We start from the raw sequence: 16,305 nt of genomic DNA, 5'->3' as shown, positions 1-16,305 counted from the left end.
AACTGGTACGGCCGTACCAGATCGTGCGATCCTCGACGGCGTGTCCGTCTCGCTCGCCGACTACCGCGCTGCCGTCACCGCCCCCGGTGCGGCCGTGCCCGTCCTCACCTCCGCGGTGGGACGGTTCCCGGTCGCCATGTTCAGCTTCGCCACCCTGCTCTACGTGCAGCGCGAGTCGGGGTCGTTCGCGGTGGCCGGCGCCGTCTCGGCGGGATCACTGGTCGGCGTCGCGCTCGGTTCGGTCCTGCAGGGCCGGTTGATGGACCGGCGCGGGCCGTCGAGGGTGCTGCTGGCGGCCGCCGCCCTGTTCGCGCTGGGTGCGGGCGGGCTCGTCGCGGCGGTCCAGGCGCGGGCCCCGCTGCCGGTCGTCGTCGCGATCGCGCTGTGCACCGGGCTCGTCATGCCGGCCATGCCCGGTGCGTCCCGGGCGTTGTGGGAGCGGCTGGTGCCGGCCGGGCCGCGCCGCGAGGCGGCGTACGGCTACGAGGCGATCAGCCTCGAGGTCTTCTTCGTCCTCGGCCCCGGCGTCGCCGCGCTGCTGGCCTCCACTCCGTGGCCGGGGACGGGCACCGCGGTCGCCGTGCTCGCGACCGTCGCCGGCGCGGTGGGCTTCGCGTTGAGCGGGCCCGTGCGCGGCAGTGCCCCGCTCCCGTCGACGGGGTCGTCGCCGTGGGGCGCGATCGCGAGCCCCGGCATGCGGACGACGGCCCTGGCCGGGCTGGGCTTCGGGCTCGTCGTCGGCGCCGTGGAGGTCGGGGTGCCGGCCGTCGCCACGGGTCTGGGCGAGCCGTGGCTGGGCGGCGCGCTGCTCTCCGCCTGGTCGGTCACGTCCGTGCTGGTCGGCGTGCTCTACGGGATGCGGCCGTGGCCCCGCGCGCTGCACCTGCGGATGCCGGTGCTGGTCGCCGGATTCGGGGTGCTCGTGCTGGCGATGTGGCTCGCCGGGACGGCCGGCTCGCTCGTGCTGCTGGTGATCGCCATGCTGGCCGCGGGCGGCCTGATCACGCCGCAGACCACGGGGCACTCGCTGACCGTGGAGGTGGTGGCGCCGCGCGGCGCGGCCACCGAGGCCTTCGGCTGGGTGGTCACCGCGATCACCGTGGGTGCCGCGGTCGGCCAGTCCCTGGCCGGCGTGGTGGTCGAGGCGGCCGGGGCCTCCGGGGCCTTCCTCGCCGGCGGCGCGGCCGGCCTGCTCGTCGGCGCCGTGCTGTGGGCCCGGCGCCGGACGATCGAGGGCACGCCCTCAGCCGCGTAGGTGGTCCAGCTGCGCCTTGACCGAGAGCTCCGCGGCGTCCCACAGCCGCTGGTCGACGTCGGCGTACACGACCTCGACCACCTGGCGGGGCGTCGCGTCGCCGGGCAGCGTGCGCAGGGCCTCGCGGACCTGGTCGAGCCGCTGGTGGCGGTGCTCGCGGTAGGACCTCGCGACGGCTGCGGCGTCGGGCAGCTCGGGGCCGTGGCCGGTCAGCACGGTGGTGCCCGGGGGCAGGTCGGCGTACCAGTCCAGCGAGGAGAGGTACGGGGCGAGCGCGCCGTCCGGGTGGGCGATCACCGTGGTGCCGTGCCCGAGGATCATGTCGCCGGCCAGCAGCGGCGGCGGGCCGTCGCCCGGGCCCTCCACCAGGAACGACGTCGAGTCCGACGTGTGCCCCGGCGTGGCGACCACGCGGAGCTCCAGGCCGGCGGCGGCCACCACGTCGCCGTCGGCCAGGGCCTCGGAGCCCAGCACGAGGCTCGGGTCCAGGGCCTGCACCGGCGCCTTCGTCAGCTCCGCGAGCCGGCGGGCGGCGCCGCAGTGGTCGTGGTGCCGGTGGGTCAGCAGGATCCGCGCCACGGGCCCCTGCGTGGTGATCCGCTCGAGGTGCTCCTCGTCGTCGTCCTCGCCGGGGTCGACGACCACGCACTCCTCCACGCCGGGCGCCCGCAGCACCCAGGTGTTGGTGCCCTCCAGCGTCATCGGTCCCGGGTTGTTCTGCAGCAGCACCGAGACCAGCGGCGTGACCTCGCGGAGGACGCCGTACGCGGGAGCGCTCACGCCGGCCGCGCGGGCGCGAACGGGTGCTCGGACCCGTCCGGGAGGACGACGTACCGGATGCCGGCGTCGTCCTTGCGGAACTTCGGGTGCACCGGGGTCATGTCCCGACCGACGCACCCGGCGAGCGCCTGCGCCGTGGTGTCGAACGCCGCGAGGTCGCGCAGCGAGAGCAGGGTCGGCGGCATCAGCGTCATCTCGCCGGCGTCGAAGGCCTCCAGCGCGGCCTGCGGGTACCACCAGGTGGCCTCGACGGCCTCCGTGGTGTGCGCGTCCGCCTCCTGGCCGGCGGGCAGGGCGGCCACGAAGAACATCGTGTCGTAGCGGCGGCCCTCCTGCGGCGGGGTCACCCAGTGCGCCCAGCTCCGCAGCAGGTCCGAACGCAGCACGTAGCCCGAGTCGACCAGGAGCTGCGCGAGCGAGATGGTGTGCTCGGTGAGCTGCTTGCGCCACAGCGGTGCCTGCGCGGTCAGCGAGCCGGGCTCGCCGCCGGGCGGGCCGGCGAGCAGCACGCCGGTCTCCTCGAACACCTCGCGCACGGCCGCCGACACGGCCTGCCCCGCGACCTCCGGCGTCACGCCGATCAGCTCGGCCCACTCGGTCGGGTCGGGACCCGCCCAGCGCTCGGCGTCGGGCACGTCGGTGGGATCGACGCTGCCGCCCGGGAACACGGTCATACCGCCCGCGAAGGCCATCTGCTTCACCCGCCGCTGTAGGAAGACCTGCAGCGGGGCACGACCCGGCGGGGGCGCCGGGTCGTCGCGCAGCAGCAGCACCGTCGCAGCCGGCTTCGGCTGCGCGGCGCTCTCGATCGTGTTGTCACCGGCGACGCTCACGTTCGGACCTTAACCCGGCGCCCGCCGGGGACCGGCCGTGAAGATGGCCACGCCCCTTGATCGCGGTGACGCGGGCGGGCATCCCGAGCGCCCAGGAGCCGGCTGCGTCATGCATCCACGGTGCTCTGCGCAGGGCCGCCTGGTCGCGTGCGGGATCCATGACGCGGTGGGGCGTCTTCGGGCGACGGTCCGGTCGCGTGAGGGAACCGTGGCGCGGGTGCGGCCCGGGCAGGATGGGGCTCATGGACCAGCTGCGCGTCGGACTCGTCGGGGGTGGGCCGTGGGCCCGCTCCGTGCACGCCCCCGCCCTCGCCGCCCATCCCGGGGTGGAGCTCGCGGGCGTCTGGACCCGGCGGCCCGAGCCGGCCCGGGAGATCGCGGCGCTCCACGGCAGTACCGCGTTCGCCGAGGTCGAGGAGCTGTTCGAGGCCGTCGACGCCGTCGCGTTCGCCGTGCCGCCCGCCGTACAGGGGGCGTTGGTGCCGGTTGCGGCGGCGCGCGGCAAGCACCTGATCCTGGACAAGCCGCTCGCCGACACCCTGCCCGCGGCCGAGCGCGCCGCGGCGGCCGTCGCCGAGGCCGGGGTCTGCTCGACCACCGTGTTCACGCTGCGCTTCCACCCCCCGGTCCGCGCGTGGCTCGCCGGCCTTCCGACCGGTCCGGCCGACGCCGACACCACGGCCACCGCCCGCTGGCTCTCCGGGGCGCTGCTCGGCGGCCCGTACTCCGCGTCGGCGTGGCGGGCCGAGCGGGGCGCACTGCTCGACATCGGCCCGCACATGGTCGACCTGCTCGACGCCGCGCTCGGCGAGGTCGTCGACGTCGAGTTCGCGCACGCGGGCGAGCCGGACCTGTGGCGGGTCGGGCTGCGGCACGTCGGCGGCGCCCGCAGCACCCTGACGCTCTCGCTCGCGCTCCCGGTCGATCCCACCGAGATGGAGGTGACGGCCTTCGGCTCGATCGGGCGGCACGTGCTCACCGATCGGCCCGCCGACGCCACCGCCTCCTATGCCGGTCTGCTCGACGAGCTGCTCGACGCCGTGGCATCCGCGTCGGTCGACGGGCCGCACTCCGCCGCCCGGAGCCTGCACGTGCAACGGGTGCTGGCGCGGGCGGAGGAGCTGGCGCGGGGATAGCCGCCGGATCGCGCTGCCCGAGCGGGACGTGAGGACGGTTCCGGAGCTCCGGAACCGCCCTGGTGTCCGCGCAGGGCGTGGTCAGCCGGCGAGGTCCGGCGGGCCGTGGGGGCCGGAGCCGTTGCGCCGCTCGGGCGGGGTCTCCCGCACCGCCAGCTCCTGCTGGAGCAGGCGCAACAGGTCCTGCTCGCGGCTGGAGAGGGACGAGTACGCCCCCGCTGCCGTGTCCGGCCCGGCCGGCTCGGTGCTCGCCGTGGCGTCGTCGAGCGGCTCGTCCTCGGAGCGACCGCGGGCAGGACCGGGGCCGGTGCCGAACGGGTCGTCCGGACGGCTGGGCGGCACCTCGCCGGGACCGAAGAGCCCGCTGACCGGCTGGTCGGAGGTCCGGCGGATCCGCGGGATGGTCCGCGGCACCGGCCGCGGGGGCGGGAGGCCGTCGGAACGGTCCTGTGGGTCTTCCTCGGGCCGCGGCGCCGGCTCCGGGGCGGCGTCGCCGGCGTCGGCCGCGAAGTTCCACGGGTCGGGTTCGGCGTCGTCCGGGCGGTGCCGGGCGCGGCGGCGGCCCCCCGGGACGGGCCGGATGGTCGGCATCCCGTCCCGGGCGGCCCGGCGGCCGGTGGGGGCGTCGTCGCCCGTGCCGTCTGCCTGGGCGTGGGCGGGGCACTCGGTGCTCGACGGATCTGGGCCCGGCCTACCGGCCGACGCGCTGCCACGCGGGGACGCCGCAGGGGTCTCCCCGCTCGGACCTGTGAGGTCGCCGGCAGCGGGCGAGCCCGTGGTGCTGTCGGTCGCGGACGAGCCAGGGGCGCCGCCTGCGGGCGAGCCGGAGACGCTGCCCGTCGAGTGCGGGCCTGCGGCCCCGGCCGAGGACGGGTCGGCGGTGCTGCCGATCGTCGGGGAGCCGGGCGCACCGTCGGCCGACTGCGGCCCGGCGACGCTCTCCGCCGAGGCCGGGCCGGCAGAAGGGCCGGACGGTGAACCGAGGTCGTCGGTGCGCAGGAACGAGCCGGCTGAACCGTTCCGCCGCTGCGATCCGACGGTGTCGTCGCCCGTGGCCGGGTCGGGAGTGTCCGGCTCCAGGTCCCGAGTGCCGGCTCCCGGGTATGGACCGGGGGCAGCCTCGTCCGGACCCGGACGGTGGGCCGAACCCCCGAAGAGCGCGCCGAACGTGTCGCGGCGCGGATGCGAGGCGTCGCCGCCCGGGCTCGGGCGGCGGGGCCCACCCTCGAGGGGCGCGCCGGGCATGCCCTCGTCCCCGGACGGGCCGGTGAGGGGGTCGCGCGGGGACGAGCCGGGCGGATCGCCATCGGGGAAGCCGGGGAGGTCGCGGTCGAGCCCCGCCTCGCCCTCGCCGGACTCGGAGCGCGAGCCCGGGCGGTCGTGGGTGCCGGGCACCGCGGTCGGGCGGTCGTGTCCGGTGCGGTCGTCCTCACCGCGGTGGGCGTCGCCTGCTCCGAGCGGATCGGACGGGTCGATCGGCGACCGGTGGCCGGCGAGCGGCTGCTCCTCGGTCCGGACCGCACCGAGCTTGGCCGTCGCGGCGTCGGTGAACCCTTCCCGGCCGTCCGGCGTTCCGGCCGGCCGGGCGGTGCCGCTCAGCCGGTCGGTCACCGCGTTCCCCGCGCTGTCGGTCGGGCCGTCGTGCGGCGCGCCCCTGGCCGGCTCGTCGAGGTGCAGGTCCGTCCGCCCCTCGGTCGACTCGGCGTCGCGTCGACTCGTGTCGGCGATCCCGTTCGCGCGTCCGAGCAGGTCGAAGCCCCGAGGTCCGCCGAGCGGGTCGGCCGAACCGTTCGTCCGGGGGCCGGAGGCCGCGTCCGACCGGGCCGGATCCGACGGTCCCGCGCCGACCGCACGCGCGTCGCGCGAGCCGAACGGATCCGACGAGGCCGCCGGTCCCTCCCCGAGGTCCGGTCCGCCGAACAGCGCCCGGGTCTCGCTCCTGCGCTCGGGGGGGCGCCGTCGTCCACCGGCGGAGTCCGCCGCGGCGGAGGGCGCGTCCGTCTCGTCGGTCGTGAGGTCGGGCTCCGGGCGGCGCCGTCGTCCACCGGCGGAGTCCGCCGCGGCGGAGGGCGCGTCCGTCTCGTCGGTCGTGAGGTCGGGCTCCGGGCGGCGCCGTCGCCCCCCGGCCGAGTCCGCCGGGCCGAAGAGCGCGCCGCCCGGCGTCTCGGGCGCCGGCGGCTGCCGGCCCTCGAGCGGCGGGGACGAGTCCGCCGCCGAACGCGGACGGCCCGCTTCACCGAGCCCGGGGTTCAGCACGGGACCGATCGCCTGCGGGACCTCGCCGTCCTGCATCGCCGACGCCTCGGAGGGCCGCTCGGCGTCCCGCTCGACCTCGGAGGGCCCGGCCTCCGGAACGGACCGCTGCGCGGTGGGCCCGATCGCGTCGTCGCCGCTGCCGGGGCCGGGCGCGGACACGCTTGCCGAGGCGGACAGGTCCGCGTCCTCGGACGGGCCCTGCAGGTCGGCGGATCTTGGCCGACGCGTGGGATCGGTGGCGTCGTGCGCGGCAGACGGCGATTCCGGTGCGGAACCGGAGTCCTCGCCCGCGCGGGCCGCGCCGGCCGCCGGGAGGTCGGAGGCGCAGCGCCGACCTGTGGTCGGCATCGCCCAGGCACCGGACGCCCAGTCGCGCGTCCACTCCGGCGCGGGCTCCCGCTCCTCGGCGCGGCGGCGCCTCCGCCCCGTCACCGGGGCGGAGGCGGCCGGGGCCGACGGCTCGTCCACGGTGGGACCGGCGTCCTCGCCCGGTCGGGCGGCCTCGTCGACGGCCGGCGTGCCCTGCGGCGGTGTGAGGCCGACGACCGGCACGGGACCGGTCTCGGCGCGGTCGAGCTGGGCGTCGAGCAGCGGCTCGTGCAGCGGGCCGCTCAGCGGGTCCCGCATCGACGCCAGGACGGGCGGGTCCGTCTCCTCGGCCTCCTCGCGGGACACGGCCCACGGCCGGGCGGGGGTCGGCAGCGAGTCCTCGGTGCGGACGACGGGGGTCGGACGCGTGCCGGGCGTCTGCCGCGGCCCGCTCGGCGGCTCGTGTCCCGGCGCAGGCGGCACCACGCTCAGCGTGGGCCGGGAGCGGGGGGCGTGGGTGCGCCCGAACGGGCTGGTCCGGGGCTCGTCCTCCGGACCACCCGTCTCGACGGGGCCGAGGCGGGGGCCGGGGCTCGGAACCGGGCGCGGCCCGGGCCCGTCCGTGAGCGGACCGGTGCCGCCGGGTCCGGAGGCGCCCGACGGCACGCCCTCGGGTGCCTGGGGACCCGGGCCCAACGGCCGGAACGCGGCCGGCGGCTGCGACGTCGTCAGCGGCCGGCCGAGGAGCGGCCGAGGCAGCGGCGGCGGGGTGCCCGGGTCGGCGGGCGCGGGCCGGGGCGACGGCGAGGGTCGCGGGCCCGGCTCGACCGTGCCGTGGGTCGGTCGGGGCGCGCTCGGACGGCCCGGCGCCTCCTCGACCCGATCGGCCGCCGGTCCACCCGTGCGAGCGGCGTGCGGAACACCCGACGCCCCGGTGCTCGCCATGTCCCGGGCCGCGGCGCCGGAGGTCGCCACCACCGCGCCGCCGGACGTCTCCGGAGCCGTGCCGACGCCGGGCTCGCCGAACCCGGACGCCCCGGAACCCGCCGCAGAAACGGCTCGCGCTGCTTCGCTCCCGGCAGCAGCCTCGTCGGACCCCGACGCCCCGACCCCGGGAGCGGCGGAACCCGCAGCAGGAGCTGCCGCCGGGGTCTCACCGACAGGCGTCCCGGGGAAGCCCGACGCGCCAGGGCCCGCCGGCCCGTGAGCCCCACCCTGTGCACCGGTCGGAAGCCCGCCCCGAGCCCCGATCTCCCACGCTCGTTCCAGTGCCGCCCGCTGGTAGGCCGGGAGGGCGTCGGCGGGCGTGTACGCCTCCACCGACGCGGGCAGCCCGGACCGCAGCAGGTGCGCCCCGAGCCGGTACGACACGACCTCGGGCGCGATCCCGGGCCCGGCCAGCTCCACCAGCACCACCGGGTGCGGCACCGGCCCCGGCGCGGCGCCGGCGGGCGTCATCCGCCAGGCGACCCGCATCGTCGAGCCCGGCGGCGAGGTCAGCAGCCCCGCGAGCCGCTCGTCGGCGCCGGTCGGACCGGCGCCGAAGACGTGCCGGGTGCCGTCGAGCGAGCCGGCGGCCGGGGCGAGCAGGCCGTCGGCGTCGAGCTCGATCGCGCGCCGGCGGGCCAGCTCGACGACCTCGGACCGCAGCAGGGCGGGGAGCGCCGTGCGATCGGCGACCAGGGTCGCGACGAGGATCTCCAGCGCCTGCGGCTCCTCGCCGATCGCGACGAGCTCGCGGGCGGTGGCCAGCAGGTCGTCGTCGACGCGGCCGGCCAGCGCCAGCAGCAGGTGGTGCGTGCTCGGGGCAGGTGGGGCCGTCACCGGGCCCTCCTTCTTTCGGTCAGCTCGTGCCGGAGACGGCCGGCGTCGCGGACTCGGTCTCGGTGCCGGGCCGCGCCCACACGGAGCGGGACCCGACGATGGCGGCCTGGTGGTAGGCGGGCGGCTCCAGCCCGTCGGGGAGCACCTCGACGCACGGCGTCCGGTCGCCGTGCACCCGCAGCAGCCGTTGCAGGGTGCCGGTCAGCTCCCAGGCGCGCTCGGCGCCCAGGACGAGGAGCACCCGCTGCTCGCCGTGCCGGCCGCGCCGCGCGTGCCGCAGCTCCTGCGTGCCGGGGTGCCCGGCGACGACGGCCAGCGCGCCCAGCACGGCGAGGTCGGGCAGCTCGGGCCCCGCCGCGAACGCCGGATGGGGAGCGTCCGGCGTGTGCAGCGGGAGGACGGCGTCGACCAGGCGGTTCTCGCCCGCCGTGGCGGCGAGCAGAGTGCGTTCGGCGTCGGTGATCCCGACGCGGTTGCGCAGCAGGGCGCGCGGCAGCAGCGCACCGACCGGCGCCGCGGCACCGGCGGCGAGCCAGTCCCGCAGCCGCCAGAGGACGTCGTCGGGGAGCCGTCCGGCCAACCGGACGAGCAGCTCGTGCGCCGCTGCCGGCTCCACTACGCGACCTCGACGATCAGCTCGACCTCCACCGGCGCGTCGATCGGCAGCTCGGCGACGCCGACGGCGGAACGGGCGTGCGTGCCCGAGTCGCCGAACACCTCGGCGAGCAGGTCCGACGCGCCGTTGATCACGCCGGGCTGGCCGCCGAAGCCGGGCGCGGAGGCCACGAAACCGACGACCTTGACCACGCCCTTGACGTTGTCCAGCCCGACGAGCGCGTCGACGGCGGCGAGTGCGTTCAGCGCGCAGATCCGGGCCAGGTCCTTCGCCTCCTCGGCGGTGACCTCGGCGCCGACCTTGCCGGTCCGGGGCAGCTTGCCGTCGACGAAGGGCACCTGCCCCGCGGTGAAGACGAGCGAGCCCGACGCCTTGGCCGGGATGTACGAGCCGGCGGGGGCCGCCACCGTGGGCAGCTCGAGGCCGAGCTCGGCCAGCCGCTGCGTGGGCGAGGTCACGACTGCGGCACCGGGCGCTTGAAGAACGCGATCAGGTTCTCCGGCGTGGCACCGGGGACGACCGAGACCAGCTCCCAGCCGTCCCGGCCGAAGTTGTCGAGGATCGCCTTGGTGTTGTGGATCAGCAGTGGGGCGTTCAGGTATTCCCACCTGGTGACGGCCGGGGAGGTCATGGGCCGGGACTGTAGCCCGGCGCCGTCACCCGGTAGCGGGTCGGACGGCCCACAGTGCGACGAGCGGGCGTCCCCGGACGGATCGGCGGGAAGCGGGCGCCGGGACCGGTCCGGTTGGGCGGGCCGCTCGCCGCACCGCTCCGTACGCTGGTGGCGTGACGTCATCCGCCGGGGCCGCCGATCCGTGGGCGGCCCGACTGCACGTGGTCTCGGGCAAGGGCGGGACGGGGAAGACGACGGTCGCGGCGGCGCTGGCCCTGGCGCTCGCGTCGCGCGGCCGCCGGACCCTGCTCGTGGAGGTCGAGGGCCGGCAGGGCATCGCCCAGGTCTTCGACACCGCCCCGTTGCCCTACGAGGAGCGCCGGATCGCCGTCGCGCCGGGCGGCGGCGAGGTCCGCGCCCTGGCCGTCGACGCCGAGGCAGCGCTGCTCGAGTACTTCGAGATGTTCTACAAGCTGGGTGTGGCCGGCCGGACCCTGCGCAAGATGGGCGCGGTCGAGTTCGCCACCACGCTCGCGCCCGGTCTGCGGGACGTGCTGCTCACCGGCAAGGTCAAGGAGACGGTCTCCCGCCGGGAGAACGGCACCCCGGTCTACGACGCGGTCGTCCTCGACGCCCCGCCCACCGGCCGCCTGGTGACGTTCCTCGACGTCACCCGCGCGATGGCCGAGCTCGCCCGCACCGGCCCGATCCACAGCCAGGCCGAGGGCGTGGTCGAGCTGCTGCACTCGGACCGCACGATGGTCCACCTGGTCACGCTCCTGGAGGACCTGCCGGTGACCGAGACGCTCGACGCCGTGCGCGAGCTGCAGGCGGCGGACCTGCGGGTCGGCTCGATCGTCGTCAACCGGGTGCGCGAGCAGTGGCTCCCGGACCGCTCGGTGGCCTCCGCGGCGCACGGCCGGGTCGACGCCGGACGCGTCCGCAGCGGGCTCGCCACCGCCGGCCTCGACCTGCCGCCGGAGGTGATCGACGGGCTGGTGGCCGAGACCGTCGAGCACGCCGTCCGGGTCGCCGCCGAGGCGGCCGCCGGGGAGCGGCTGACCCGGGAGAGCGGGGACGTCGCGCGCCTGGAGCTGCCGCAGCTGCTCGGCGGCGTCGATCTCGGCGCCCTCTACGAGCTGGCCGAACACCTGTGCGAGCAGGGGGTGCGCCGGTGAGCCCCGCCACCCCGCCCGTGCTCGACGCCGACGCCCTCATCGACGACCCGGACACCCGGATCCTCGTCTGCTGCGGTTCCGGCGGCGTCGGCAAGACGACCACGGCCGCCGCCCTGGCCCTGCGCGCGGCCGAGCGCGGCCGGAGCGTCGTGGTGCTCACGATCGACCCGGCGAAGCGGCTGGCCCAGGCCCTCGGCCTGGACGAGCTGAGCAACGAGCCGGGCTCCGTCCCGGGCCTCGACGGCTCCGCGAAGGGCGGCTCGCTGCAGGCGATGATGCTGGACATGCGCCGCACCTTCGACGAGATGGTGTATGCGCACTCGACCCCGGACCGGGCCGAGAAGATCATCGCGAACCCCTTCTACCAGACGATCTCCAGCTCGTTCTCCGGCACGCAGGAGTACATGGCGATGGAGAAGCTGGGCCAGTTGTGCGCCCGCGGCGAGTGGGACCTGATCGTGGTCGACACCCCGCCGTCGCGGTCGGCGCTGGACTTCCTCGACGCCCCGCAGCGCATGTCGACCTTCCTCGACGGCCGCATGATCCGGCTGCTCAGCTCGCCGGCGCGGGCGGGCGGCCGGGGCCTGCGCAAGATCGTCGGGGCCGGGTTCGGGCTGTTCGCGAAGGCCGTGTCGACGATCCTCGGCGGGCAGCTGCTGGCCGACGCGTCGGCGTTCGTCCAGGCCTTCGACACCATGTTCGGCGGCTTCCGCGAGCGGGCGACGAAGACCTACGAGCTGCTGCGCTCGCCGGGGACGTCCTTCCTGGTCGTGGCCGCCCCGGAGCCCGACGCGCTGCGCGAGGCCGCGTACTTCGTCGACCGGCTGGCGGGCGAGGAGATGCCGCTGGCCGGGCTCGTCCTCAACCGGACGCACCCGGTGCTGGCGCCGCTGTCGGCCGCCCGGGCCCGCACGGCCGCGGAGAACGCCGGGTCCTCCCGGCTGGCCGGCGCGGTCCTGCGGCTGCACGCCGACCGGGTGGACCTCGCCGAGCGCGAGGAGCGCCTGCTCGCCCGCTTCTCCGGGGCCCACCCGAGCGTGCCGGTGGTGCGGGTGCCCGCGGTCGCCGGCGACATCAGCGACCTCGACGGCCTCCGCGAGGTCGGTGAGCGGCTGGCCGCGGAGGACGAGCTGCCCCCGCCCTCCACCGGCACCGTGCACCAGCTCCGCTGAGGCTCCAGGGGCGCCTGATGGATCATCCGCCGCGGTCTCGGCGCCCGGCCGACCCCTGGCTGCGTCGTCGCCGGGCCCGAACACGCCCGGTATGAGGACCCGGCTCCGCCTTGCCAGGAGCCGTCCGGATCACCGAGCCCATCGACGGTGATCCACCAGGCGCCCCTAGCGGCGGCGCTTCGGACGGCGGGCCGAGGCGTTGCGGCGGGACCTGAGCAGCACGACGAGCCCCGTGGCCCCGGCGGCCGCACCCGCGGCGCCGGCCCACGCGGCCGGCGGGACGGCCCGGAGCCGCGCCTTGGCCCGCGAGGGCACGTCGAGGCGTCCGGCCAGCTCGTGCACGGTCGCGCCGATGTCGTCGCGCAGCTCGTCGACCTCCTGCCGGCGGTCCTCGGTCAGGCGCTCGACCTCTGCGCGCAGCTCCTGCGGCGTCGCCCGGGTACCGTCGACGACCGGGCGGTCGTCCTCCTGCGGATCGGCCATGGCACACCCCTTCCGTCCTCGGAGGAATGACCGGTTCGCGCGCGGCCACACCTGCCGCACCCGATCGGCGTAGGAGCGTGCTACGGCATCTCGAACCAGATCATCGGGTTCGCACCGGCCGTGCGGGCGTCGCCGACTCCCAGCTCGCGGCGCAGGTCGGTGAGCGCGGCGACGATCTGCGGCGCCCGGCGCGGGGCCACGGTGAAGTGCGGGACGTCCCGCTCGGCGAGCCAGTCGAGCACCACGCCGCCCTCGCCCCGCGCCCACGTCGACCGGCCCCGGTAGACCTCGTGCACCCCCACCGGCGTCCCCGAGGCCAGCCGCGGGAAGACCGTCCGCACGTACCAGCGCCCGAACCTGGCGGTGTGCGCGGCGTCGAGCAGCAGGTAGTCGGTGGTCTCCGGCAGCGCGTCGATCCGCGCCCGGACGTCGCCGGTGTGCACGGTCCAGCGGTCCGCGGCCAGCTCGTCCGGCACGACCGACGGGTGGCGGGCTCGGTGGAAGGACACCAGGCGCCCGCTCCCGTTGTCCCGCAGCGCGCTGAGCAGCCACGACGTGGTCCGGCCGCCGGAGGTGCCGATCTCCACCACGTGCTCCGGCCGCAGCTGCCGCAGGAGGAGGTAGGTGATCTCGGCCTCGAGGTCGTCGAGGCCGGGACGGCACCGGCCGTCGGCCGCCGTCGCCCGCTGCTGCTCCACGACCGCGAGCAGGTCGGCGGCGTAGCGGCGGTACAGGGCCGCCACGAAGTCCACCCCACCGGTCGAGATCACGGTCGTCCTCCGGGCTGGGTGGTGCGGGCCCGTCCACGGTACTTCGCGAAATCAACAGGCGGCCCGCTGGTCGGGCGACGGCAGCAGCTCCGCCATGGCCGCCGCCGACTCCTCGGCCGCCGACTCCTCCTCCGCCGACTCCGCCGACTCCGCGGGCGTGCCCGCGGCGTAGTGCTCCGCCCTTGCCGCCCGCAACAGCTCCGCCCAGGACCGCACCCCGGGCCGGGAGCGCAGCAGCGCGCGCCGCTCCCGCTCCGTCGTCCCGCCCCACACGCCGAACTCCACCCGCTCGTCGAGCGCGTGGGCGAGGCACTCCGTGCGGACCGGGCACGCCGCGCAGAACTGCCGGGCCCGCCGCTGCTCGGCGCCCCGCACGAACAGCTCCTCGGCGTCGGCGGTGCGGCAACGGGCGGCGATCCGCCAGTTCCACCTGCTCGCGGCTGCGTCCACCATCGTCTCCTCCGCCCCGGGCGGGCCCGCGCGGCCCGCGTACGGCAACTGGGACGGATTCTGCGAGCGACCGGTTCCCCCCGACACCACGCAGAACTACTCAACCTGACAGAAGGGTGACGCCGGTCCGGCTACCCTTCCCGTCCGTGGCTCCTCCCCGTCACCTGGCCCGGCCGCTCGGCCTGCTGCTGGGCCTCTGCCTGCTCGCCGGCGTCGTCACCGCGGGGATGGCCTTCCCGTTCGTCGCGGGCGTCGGGCTGGTCAGCAACGACGCGGGGGACAGCGTCAACTCCACGTCGTCGAGCCTGGTCGAGGGCGGCCTTCCGCTGGCCACCACGCTCACCGACAGTGCGGGCCAGCCGATCGCCTACGTCTTCGACCAGAACCGCACCCAGGTCACCGCGGACAAGATCTCGCCCGCGATGAAGGCCGCGATCGTCGCGATCGAGGACCGGCGCTTCTACGAGCACCAGGGCGTCGACTGGCAGGGCACCATCCGGGCGGTGGTCGCGAACTCGGCGTCGGGCGACGTCGTGCAGGGCGCGTCCACGCTCACCCAGCAGTACGTGAAGAACTACACGCTCTACGTCGAGGCGCAGACCGACGCGGAGCGGCTCAAGGCCACCGAGCAGACGCCGGCGCGCAAGCTCAAGGAGGCGCGGATCGCCCTGCAGCTGGAGCGCCAGCTCAGCAAGGAGGAGATCCTCACCCGCTACCTGAACATCGTGTTCTGGGGCAACGGGGCCTACGGCATCGAGAGCGCCGCGCGCACGTACTTCAACACCAGCGCCAAGAACCTCACGGTGGCCCAGTCCGCGCTGCTCGCGGGCATGGTCCGCAGCACCGCGGCGACCGACCCGGTGCAGAACCCGCAGGCCGCGCTCGACCGGCGCAACGTCGTCATCGGGCAGATGCGCGACCAGGGGATGATCGACGAGTCGCAGGCCCGCTCCGCGGCGGCCGAGCCGCTCGGGATCGTCAGCCCGCTGAACACGCGGCCCAACGGCTGCATCGGCGCGGGCGACGCCGGGTTCTTCTGCAAGTACGTCACCCAGTACCTCGCCGAGGCGGGCTTCTCCGCCGAGCAGATCGCCCGCGGCGGCTACACGATCAGGACCACCCTGGACCGGGACAAGCTGGCCAAGGTCAAGGCGTCGCTCGACGCCGAGGTCCCGCCGGCCCAGCCCAACGTCGCCAACGTGATGTCGCTGGTCGAGCCGGGGCAGGACAAGCACAAGGTCCTCGCGATGGGCTCCAGCCGGACGTTCGGCCTGAACGCCGACGCGATGGAGACGAGCTACGGCCTGCCCTACGAGCCGGTCAACCTGGGCGCCGGCTCGGTGTACAAGATCTTCACCGCCGCCACCGCGTTGGAGAAGGGCCTCGGCATCAACTACCAGATGTCGGTCCCGCCGAGCGGCTACGCGTCGCCGATCTACCTCGACGGCGGCGGCCGGCCGATCCCCGTCGCCAACTCGGGCAACTACCCGGAGCGGATGACGCTGCAGGACGCCCTGGCCACCTCGCCGAACACCGGGTTCATCAAGCTCGAGGAGTTCACCGGCGTCCCGGACGTCGTCGACATGGCGGTCCGGATGGGCATGAAGTCCCTGGCCACGACCCCGTTCGTCGACCCGGGCACCGGCCGCCGGACGGACCGCTCGATCGCCGAGGTCACCAAGGCGCAGCGGCTGGCGTCGTTCACCCTGGGCGTCACGCCGACGAGCGTGCTCGAGCTCGCCAACGTCGGCGCCACCATCGCCAGCTCGGGCAAGTGGTGCCCGCCCACCCCGATCGAGTCGATCACCGACGCGGCCGGCAACCCGGTCCCGCTCACGGAGGCCCCCTGCGAGCAGGTCCTCGAGCCCGCCCTGGCGAACACGCTGTTCACCGGCCTGAGCAAGGACGACCTGATGGGCACGTCCGCCGCCGCGGCCCGGCAGGTCGGCTGGAACCGGCCGATGGGCGGCAAGACCGGGACGACCCAGCAGCACAAGTCGGCGGCGTTCGTCGGGATCCTGCCGAACCTGTCCGGCTCGGTGATCACCTTCGACAACTCGAGCGCGCCCCGGCCGCTGTGCGACGGCGCCGGCTCCCCCTACGCCTGCCGCAGCGGCAACATCTTCGGCGGCAAGACGCCGGCGGAGACCTGGTTCGGCGCGGTGAAGCCGATGGTCGACGGCACGCCGGTGCTGCCGCTGCCGCCGACGGACGACCGGTACCTGACCGGCGGCGCGGAGAGCCGGGTGCCCGACGTCGTCGGCCGCGGGCAGAACGACGCGCGCGCCGTCCTCGAGCGGGCGGGCTGGACGGTCACCACCCGGACCGTCGACAACCTCGCCACCCGGGGCCAGGTCGTCGGGCAGAGCCCGCGCGGTACGGCGCTGCCCGGTGAGCAGATCACGTTGCAGGTCAGCAGCGGGACCGTGCCGGCGCCGCCCGCCGCACCCGAGGGGCAGGCCCCCGGCCAGCCCGAGCAACCGAGCGAGGAGGGCCGGCCGCCACAGGGTGACCAGCCGCCGCAGGGGGGCGACCGGCCCGGCGACGGGGGCGGGCAGGGCGGCCCCGGCCAGTAGCGCGCGCCGCCCGATGGCGCAGGAGGGAACCACGACGCGCCTTCGCACCTCGAC

Annotated in this window: 14 protein-coding genes; 5 read left to right on the top strand and 9 right to left on the bottom strand. The window is 76.3% G+C overall.

The features are described from left to right. Positions 1-40: 40 nt before the first annotated feature. Positions 41-1,255 (top strand): MFS transporter, encoded by a 1,215-nt coding sequence (locus LWC35_RS30825; RefSeq protein WP_232873803.1) that lies wholly within the window; start codon positions 41-43, stop codon positions 1,253-1,255. On the opposite strand, the gene LWC35_RS30820 is transcribed toward LWC35_RS30825, so the two are convergent. Continuing rightward, the gene (locus LWC35_RS30820; protein ID WP_232873802.1) at positions 1,244-2,035 is read right to left on the bottom strand and encodes an MBL fold metallo-hydrolase; all 792 of its coding nucleotides are present in this window, start codon (positions 2,033-2,035) and stop codon (positions 1,244-1,246) included. The genes LWC35_RS30825 and LWC35_RS30820 overlap by 12 nt on opposite strands. Continuing rightward, the gene (locus tag LWC35_RS30815) at positions 2,032-2,868 is read right to left on the bottom strand and encodes an NUDIX hydrolase (protein ID WP_232873801.1); all 837 of its coding nucleotides are present in this window, start codon (positions 2,866-2,868) and stop codon (positions 2,032-2,034) included. The genes LWC35_RS30820 and LWC35_RS30815 overlap by 4 nt, the downstream gene beginning before the upstream one ends. 242 nt (positions 2,869-3,110) lie before the next feature. Between LWC35_RS30815 and LWC35_RS30810 the strand changes: the two genes are divergently transcribed. Continuing rightward, on the top strand, positions 3,111-4,004 hold the full coding sequence (locus tag LWC35_RS30810; RefSeq protein WP_372463131.1) for a Gfo/Idh/MocA family protein: 894 nt from the start codon (positions 3,111-3,113) through the stop codon (positions 4,002-4,004). An 81-nt stretch (positions 4,005-4,085) separates the two neighbouring features. Here the strand turns inward: LWC35_RS30810 and LWC35_RS30805 are convergent, their stop codons facing one another. Genes LWC35_RS30805 through sp36 form a run of 4 tightly spaced genes read right to left on the bottom strand, consistent with a single transcriptional unit; the run spans position 4,086 to position 9,640 of the window. Then, complete coding sequence (locus tag LWC35_RS30805; RefSeq protein ID WP_232873800.1) at positions 4,086-8,393, bottom strand: hypothetical protein; 4,308 nt, start codon at positions 8,391-8,393, stop codon at positions 4,086-4,088. 19 nt (positions 8,394-8,412) lie between these two features. Continuing rightward, a complete protein-coding gene (locus tag LWC35_RS30800) occupies positions 8,413-9,009 on the bottom strand; it encodes a hypothetical protein (RefSeq protein WP_232873799.1) in 597 nt (198 codons plus the stop codon). Further along, on the bottom strand, positions 9,009-9,467 hold the full coding sequence (locus tag LWC35_RS30795) for a RidA family protein (protein WP_232873798.1): 459 nt from the start codon (positions 9,465-9,467) through the stop codon (positions 9,009-9,011). The genes LWC35_RS30800 and LWC35_RS30795 overlap by 1 nt, the downstream gene beginning before the upstream one ends. After that, positions 9,464-9,640, bottom strand: coding sequence for a Sp36 family protein (gene sp36, locus LWC35_RS30790; protein ID WP_232873797.1), 177 nt, complete (start codon positions 9,638-9,640; stop codon positions 9,464-9,466). The genes LWC35_RS30795 and sp36 overlap by 4 nt, the downstream gene beginning before the upstream one ends. A gap of 155 nt (positions 9,641-9,795) precedes the next feature. Here sp36 and bagA point away from each other — a divergent pair, with 155 nt between their 5' ends. Both bagA and bagB read left to right on the top strand, forming a co-directional pair. After that, on the top strand, positions 9,796-10,800 hold the full coding sequence (gene bagA / locus LWC35_RS30785; protein WP_232873796.1) for an ATPase BagA: 1,005 nt from the start codon (positions 9,796-9,798) through the stop codon (positions 10,798-10,800). Next, positions 10,797-11,972 carry an ATPase BagB gene (gene bagB, locus LWC35_RS30780; RefSeq protein WP_232873795.1) on the top strand — a complete coding sequence of 392 codons (1,176 nt, stop codon included), beginning with the start codon at positions 10,797-10,799 and terminating at the stop codon, positions 11,970-11,972. The genes bagA and bagB overlap by 4 nt, the downstream gene beginning before the upstream one ends. 165 nt (positions 11,973-12,137) lie before the next feature. Here the strand turns inward: bagB and LWC35_RS30775 are convergent, their stop codons facing one another. The 3 genes from LWC35_RS30775 to LWC35_RS39725 all read right to left on the bottom strand — a co-directional run bounded on the left by LWC35_RS30775 (position 12,138) and on the right by LWC35_RS39725 (position 13,678). Next, entirely contained in the window at positions 12,138-12,455 is a 318-nt protein-coding gene (locus LWC35_RS30775; protein WP_232873794.1) for a DUF3618 domain-containing protein, read from the bottom strand. 80 nt (positions 12,456-12,535) lie between these two features. Then, positions 12,536-13,225 carry a class I SAM-dependent methyltransferase gene (locus LWC35_RS30770; RefSeq protein ID WP_232873793.1) on the bottom strand — a complete coding sequence of 230 codons (690 nt, stop codon included), beginning with the start codon at positions 13,223-13,225 and terminating at the stop codon, positions 12,536-12,538. 51 nt (positions 13,226-13,276) lie between these two features. Then, positions 13,277-13,678 carry a WhiB family transcriptional regulator gene (locus LWC35_RS39725; protein ID WP_269805105.1) on the bottom strand — a complete coding sequence of 134 codons (402 nt, stop codon included), beginning with the start codon at positions 13,676-13,678 and terminating at the stop codon, positions 13,277-13,279. Between the two features lie 143 nt (positions 13,679-13,821). Here LWC35_RS39725 and LWC35_RS30760 point away from each other — a divergent pair, with 143 nt between their 5' ends. Next, complete coding sequence (locus LWC35_RS30760) at positions 13,822-16,251, top strand: penicillin-binding protein (protein WP_308194703.1); 2,430 nt, start codon at positions 13,822-13,824, stop codon at positions 16,249-16,251. Positions 16,252-16,305 lie beyond the last annotated feature (54 nt).

Origin of the sequence: Pseudonocardia kujensis, from assembly GCF_021283305.1 — a bacterium.
GTDB lineage: Bacteria > Actinomycetota > Actinomycetes > Mycobacteriales > Pseudonocardiaceae > Pseudonocardia > Pseudonocardia kujensis.
Note: the sequence above shows the minus strand (reverse complement) of the source record. Positions and strands in the feature narration are given on the sequence as shown.

Coding starts and splice junctions, on each gene's coding strand:
- LWC35_RS30810 (WP_372463131.1), top strand. CDS start 3,111: ATGGACCAGCTGCGCGTCGGACTCGTCGGGGGTGGGCCGTGGGCCCGC.
- LWC35_RS30775 (WP_232873794.1), bottom strand. CDS start 12,455: ATGGCCGATCCGCAGGAGGACGACCGCCCGGTCGTCGACGGTACCCGG.
- LWC35_RS39725 (WP_269805105.1), bottom strand. CDS start 13,678: ATGGTGGACGCAGCCGCGAGCAGGTGGAACTGGCGGATCGCCGCCCGT.
- sp36 (WP_232873797.1), bottom strand. CDS start 9,640: ATGACCTCCCCGGCCGTCACCAGGTGGGAATACCTGAACGCCCCACTG.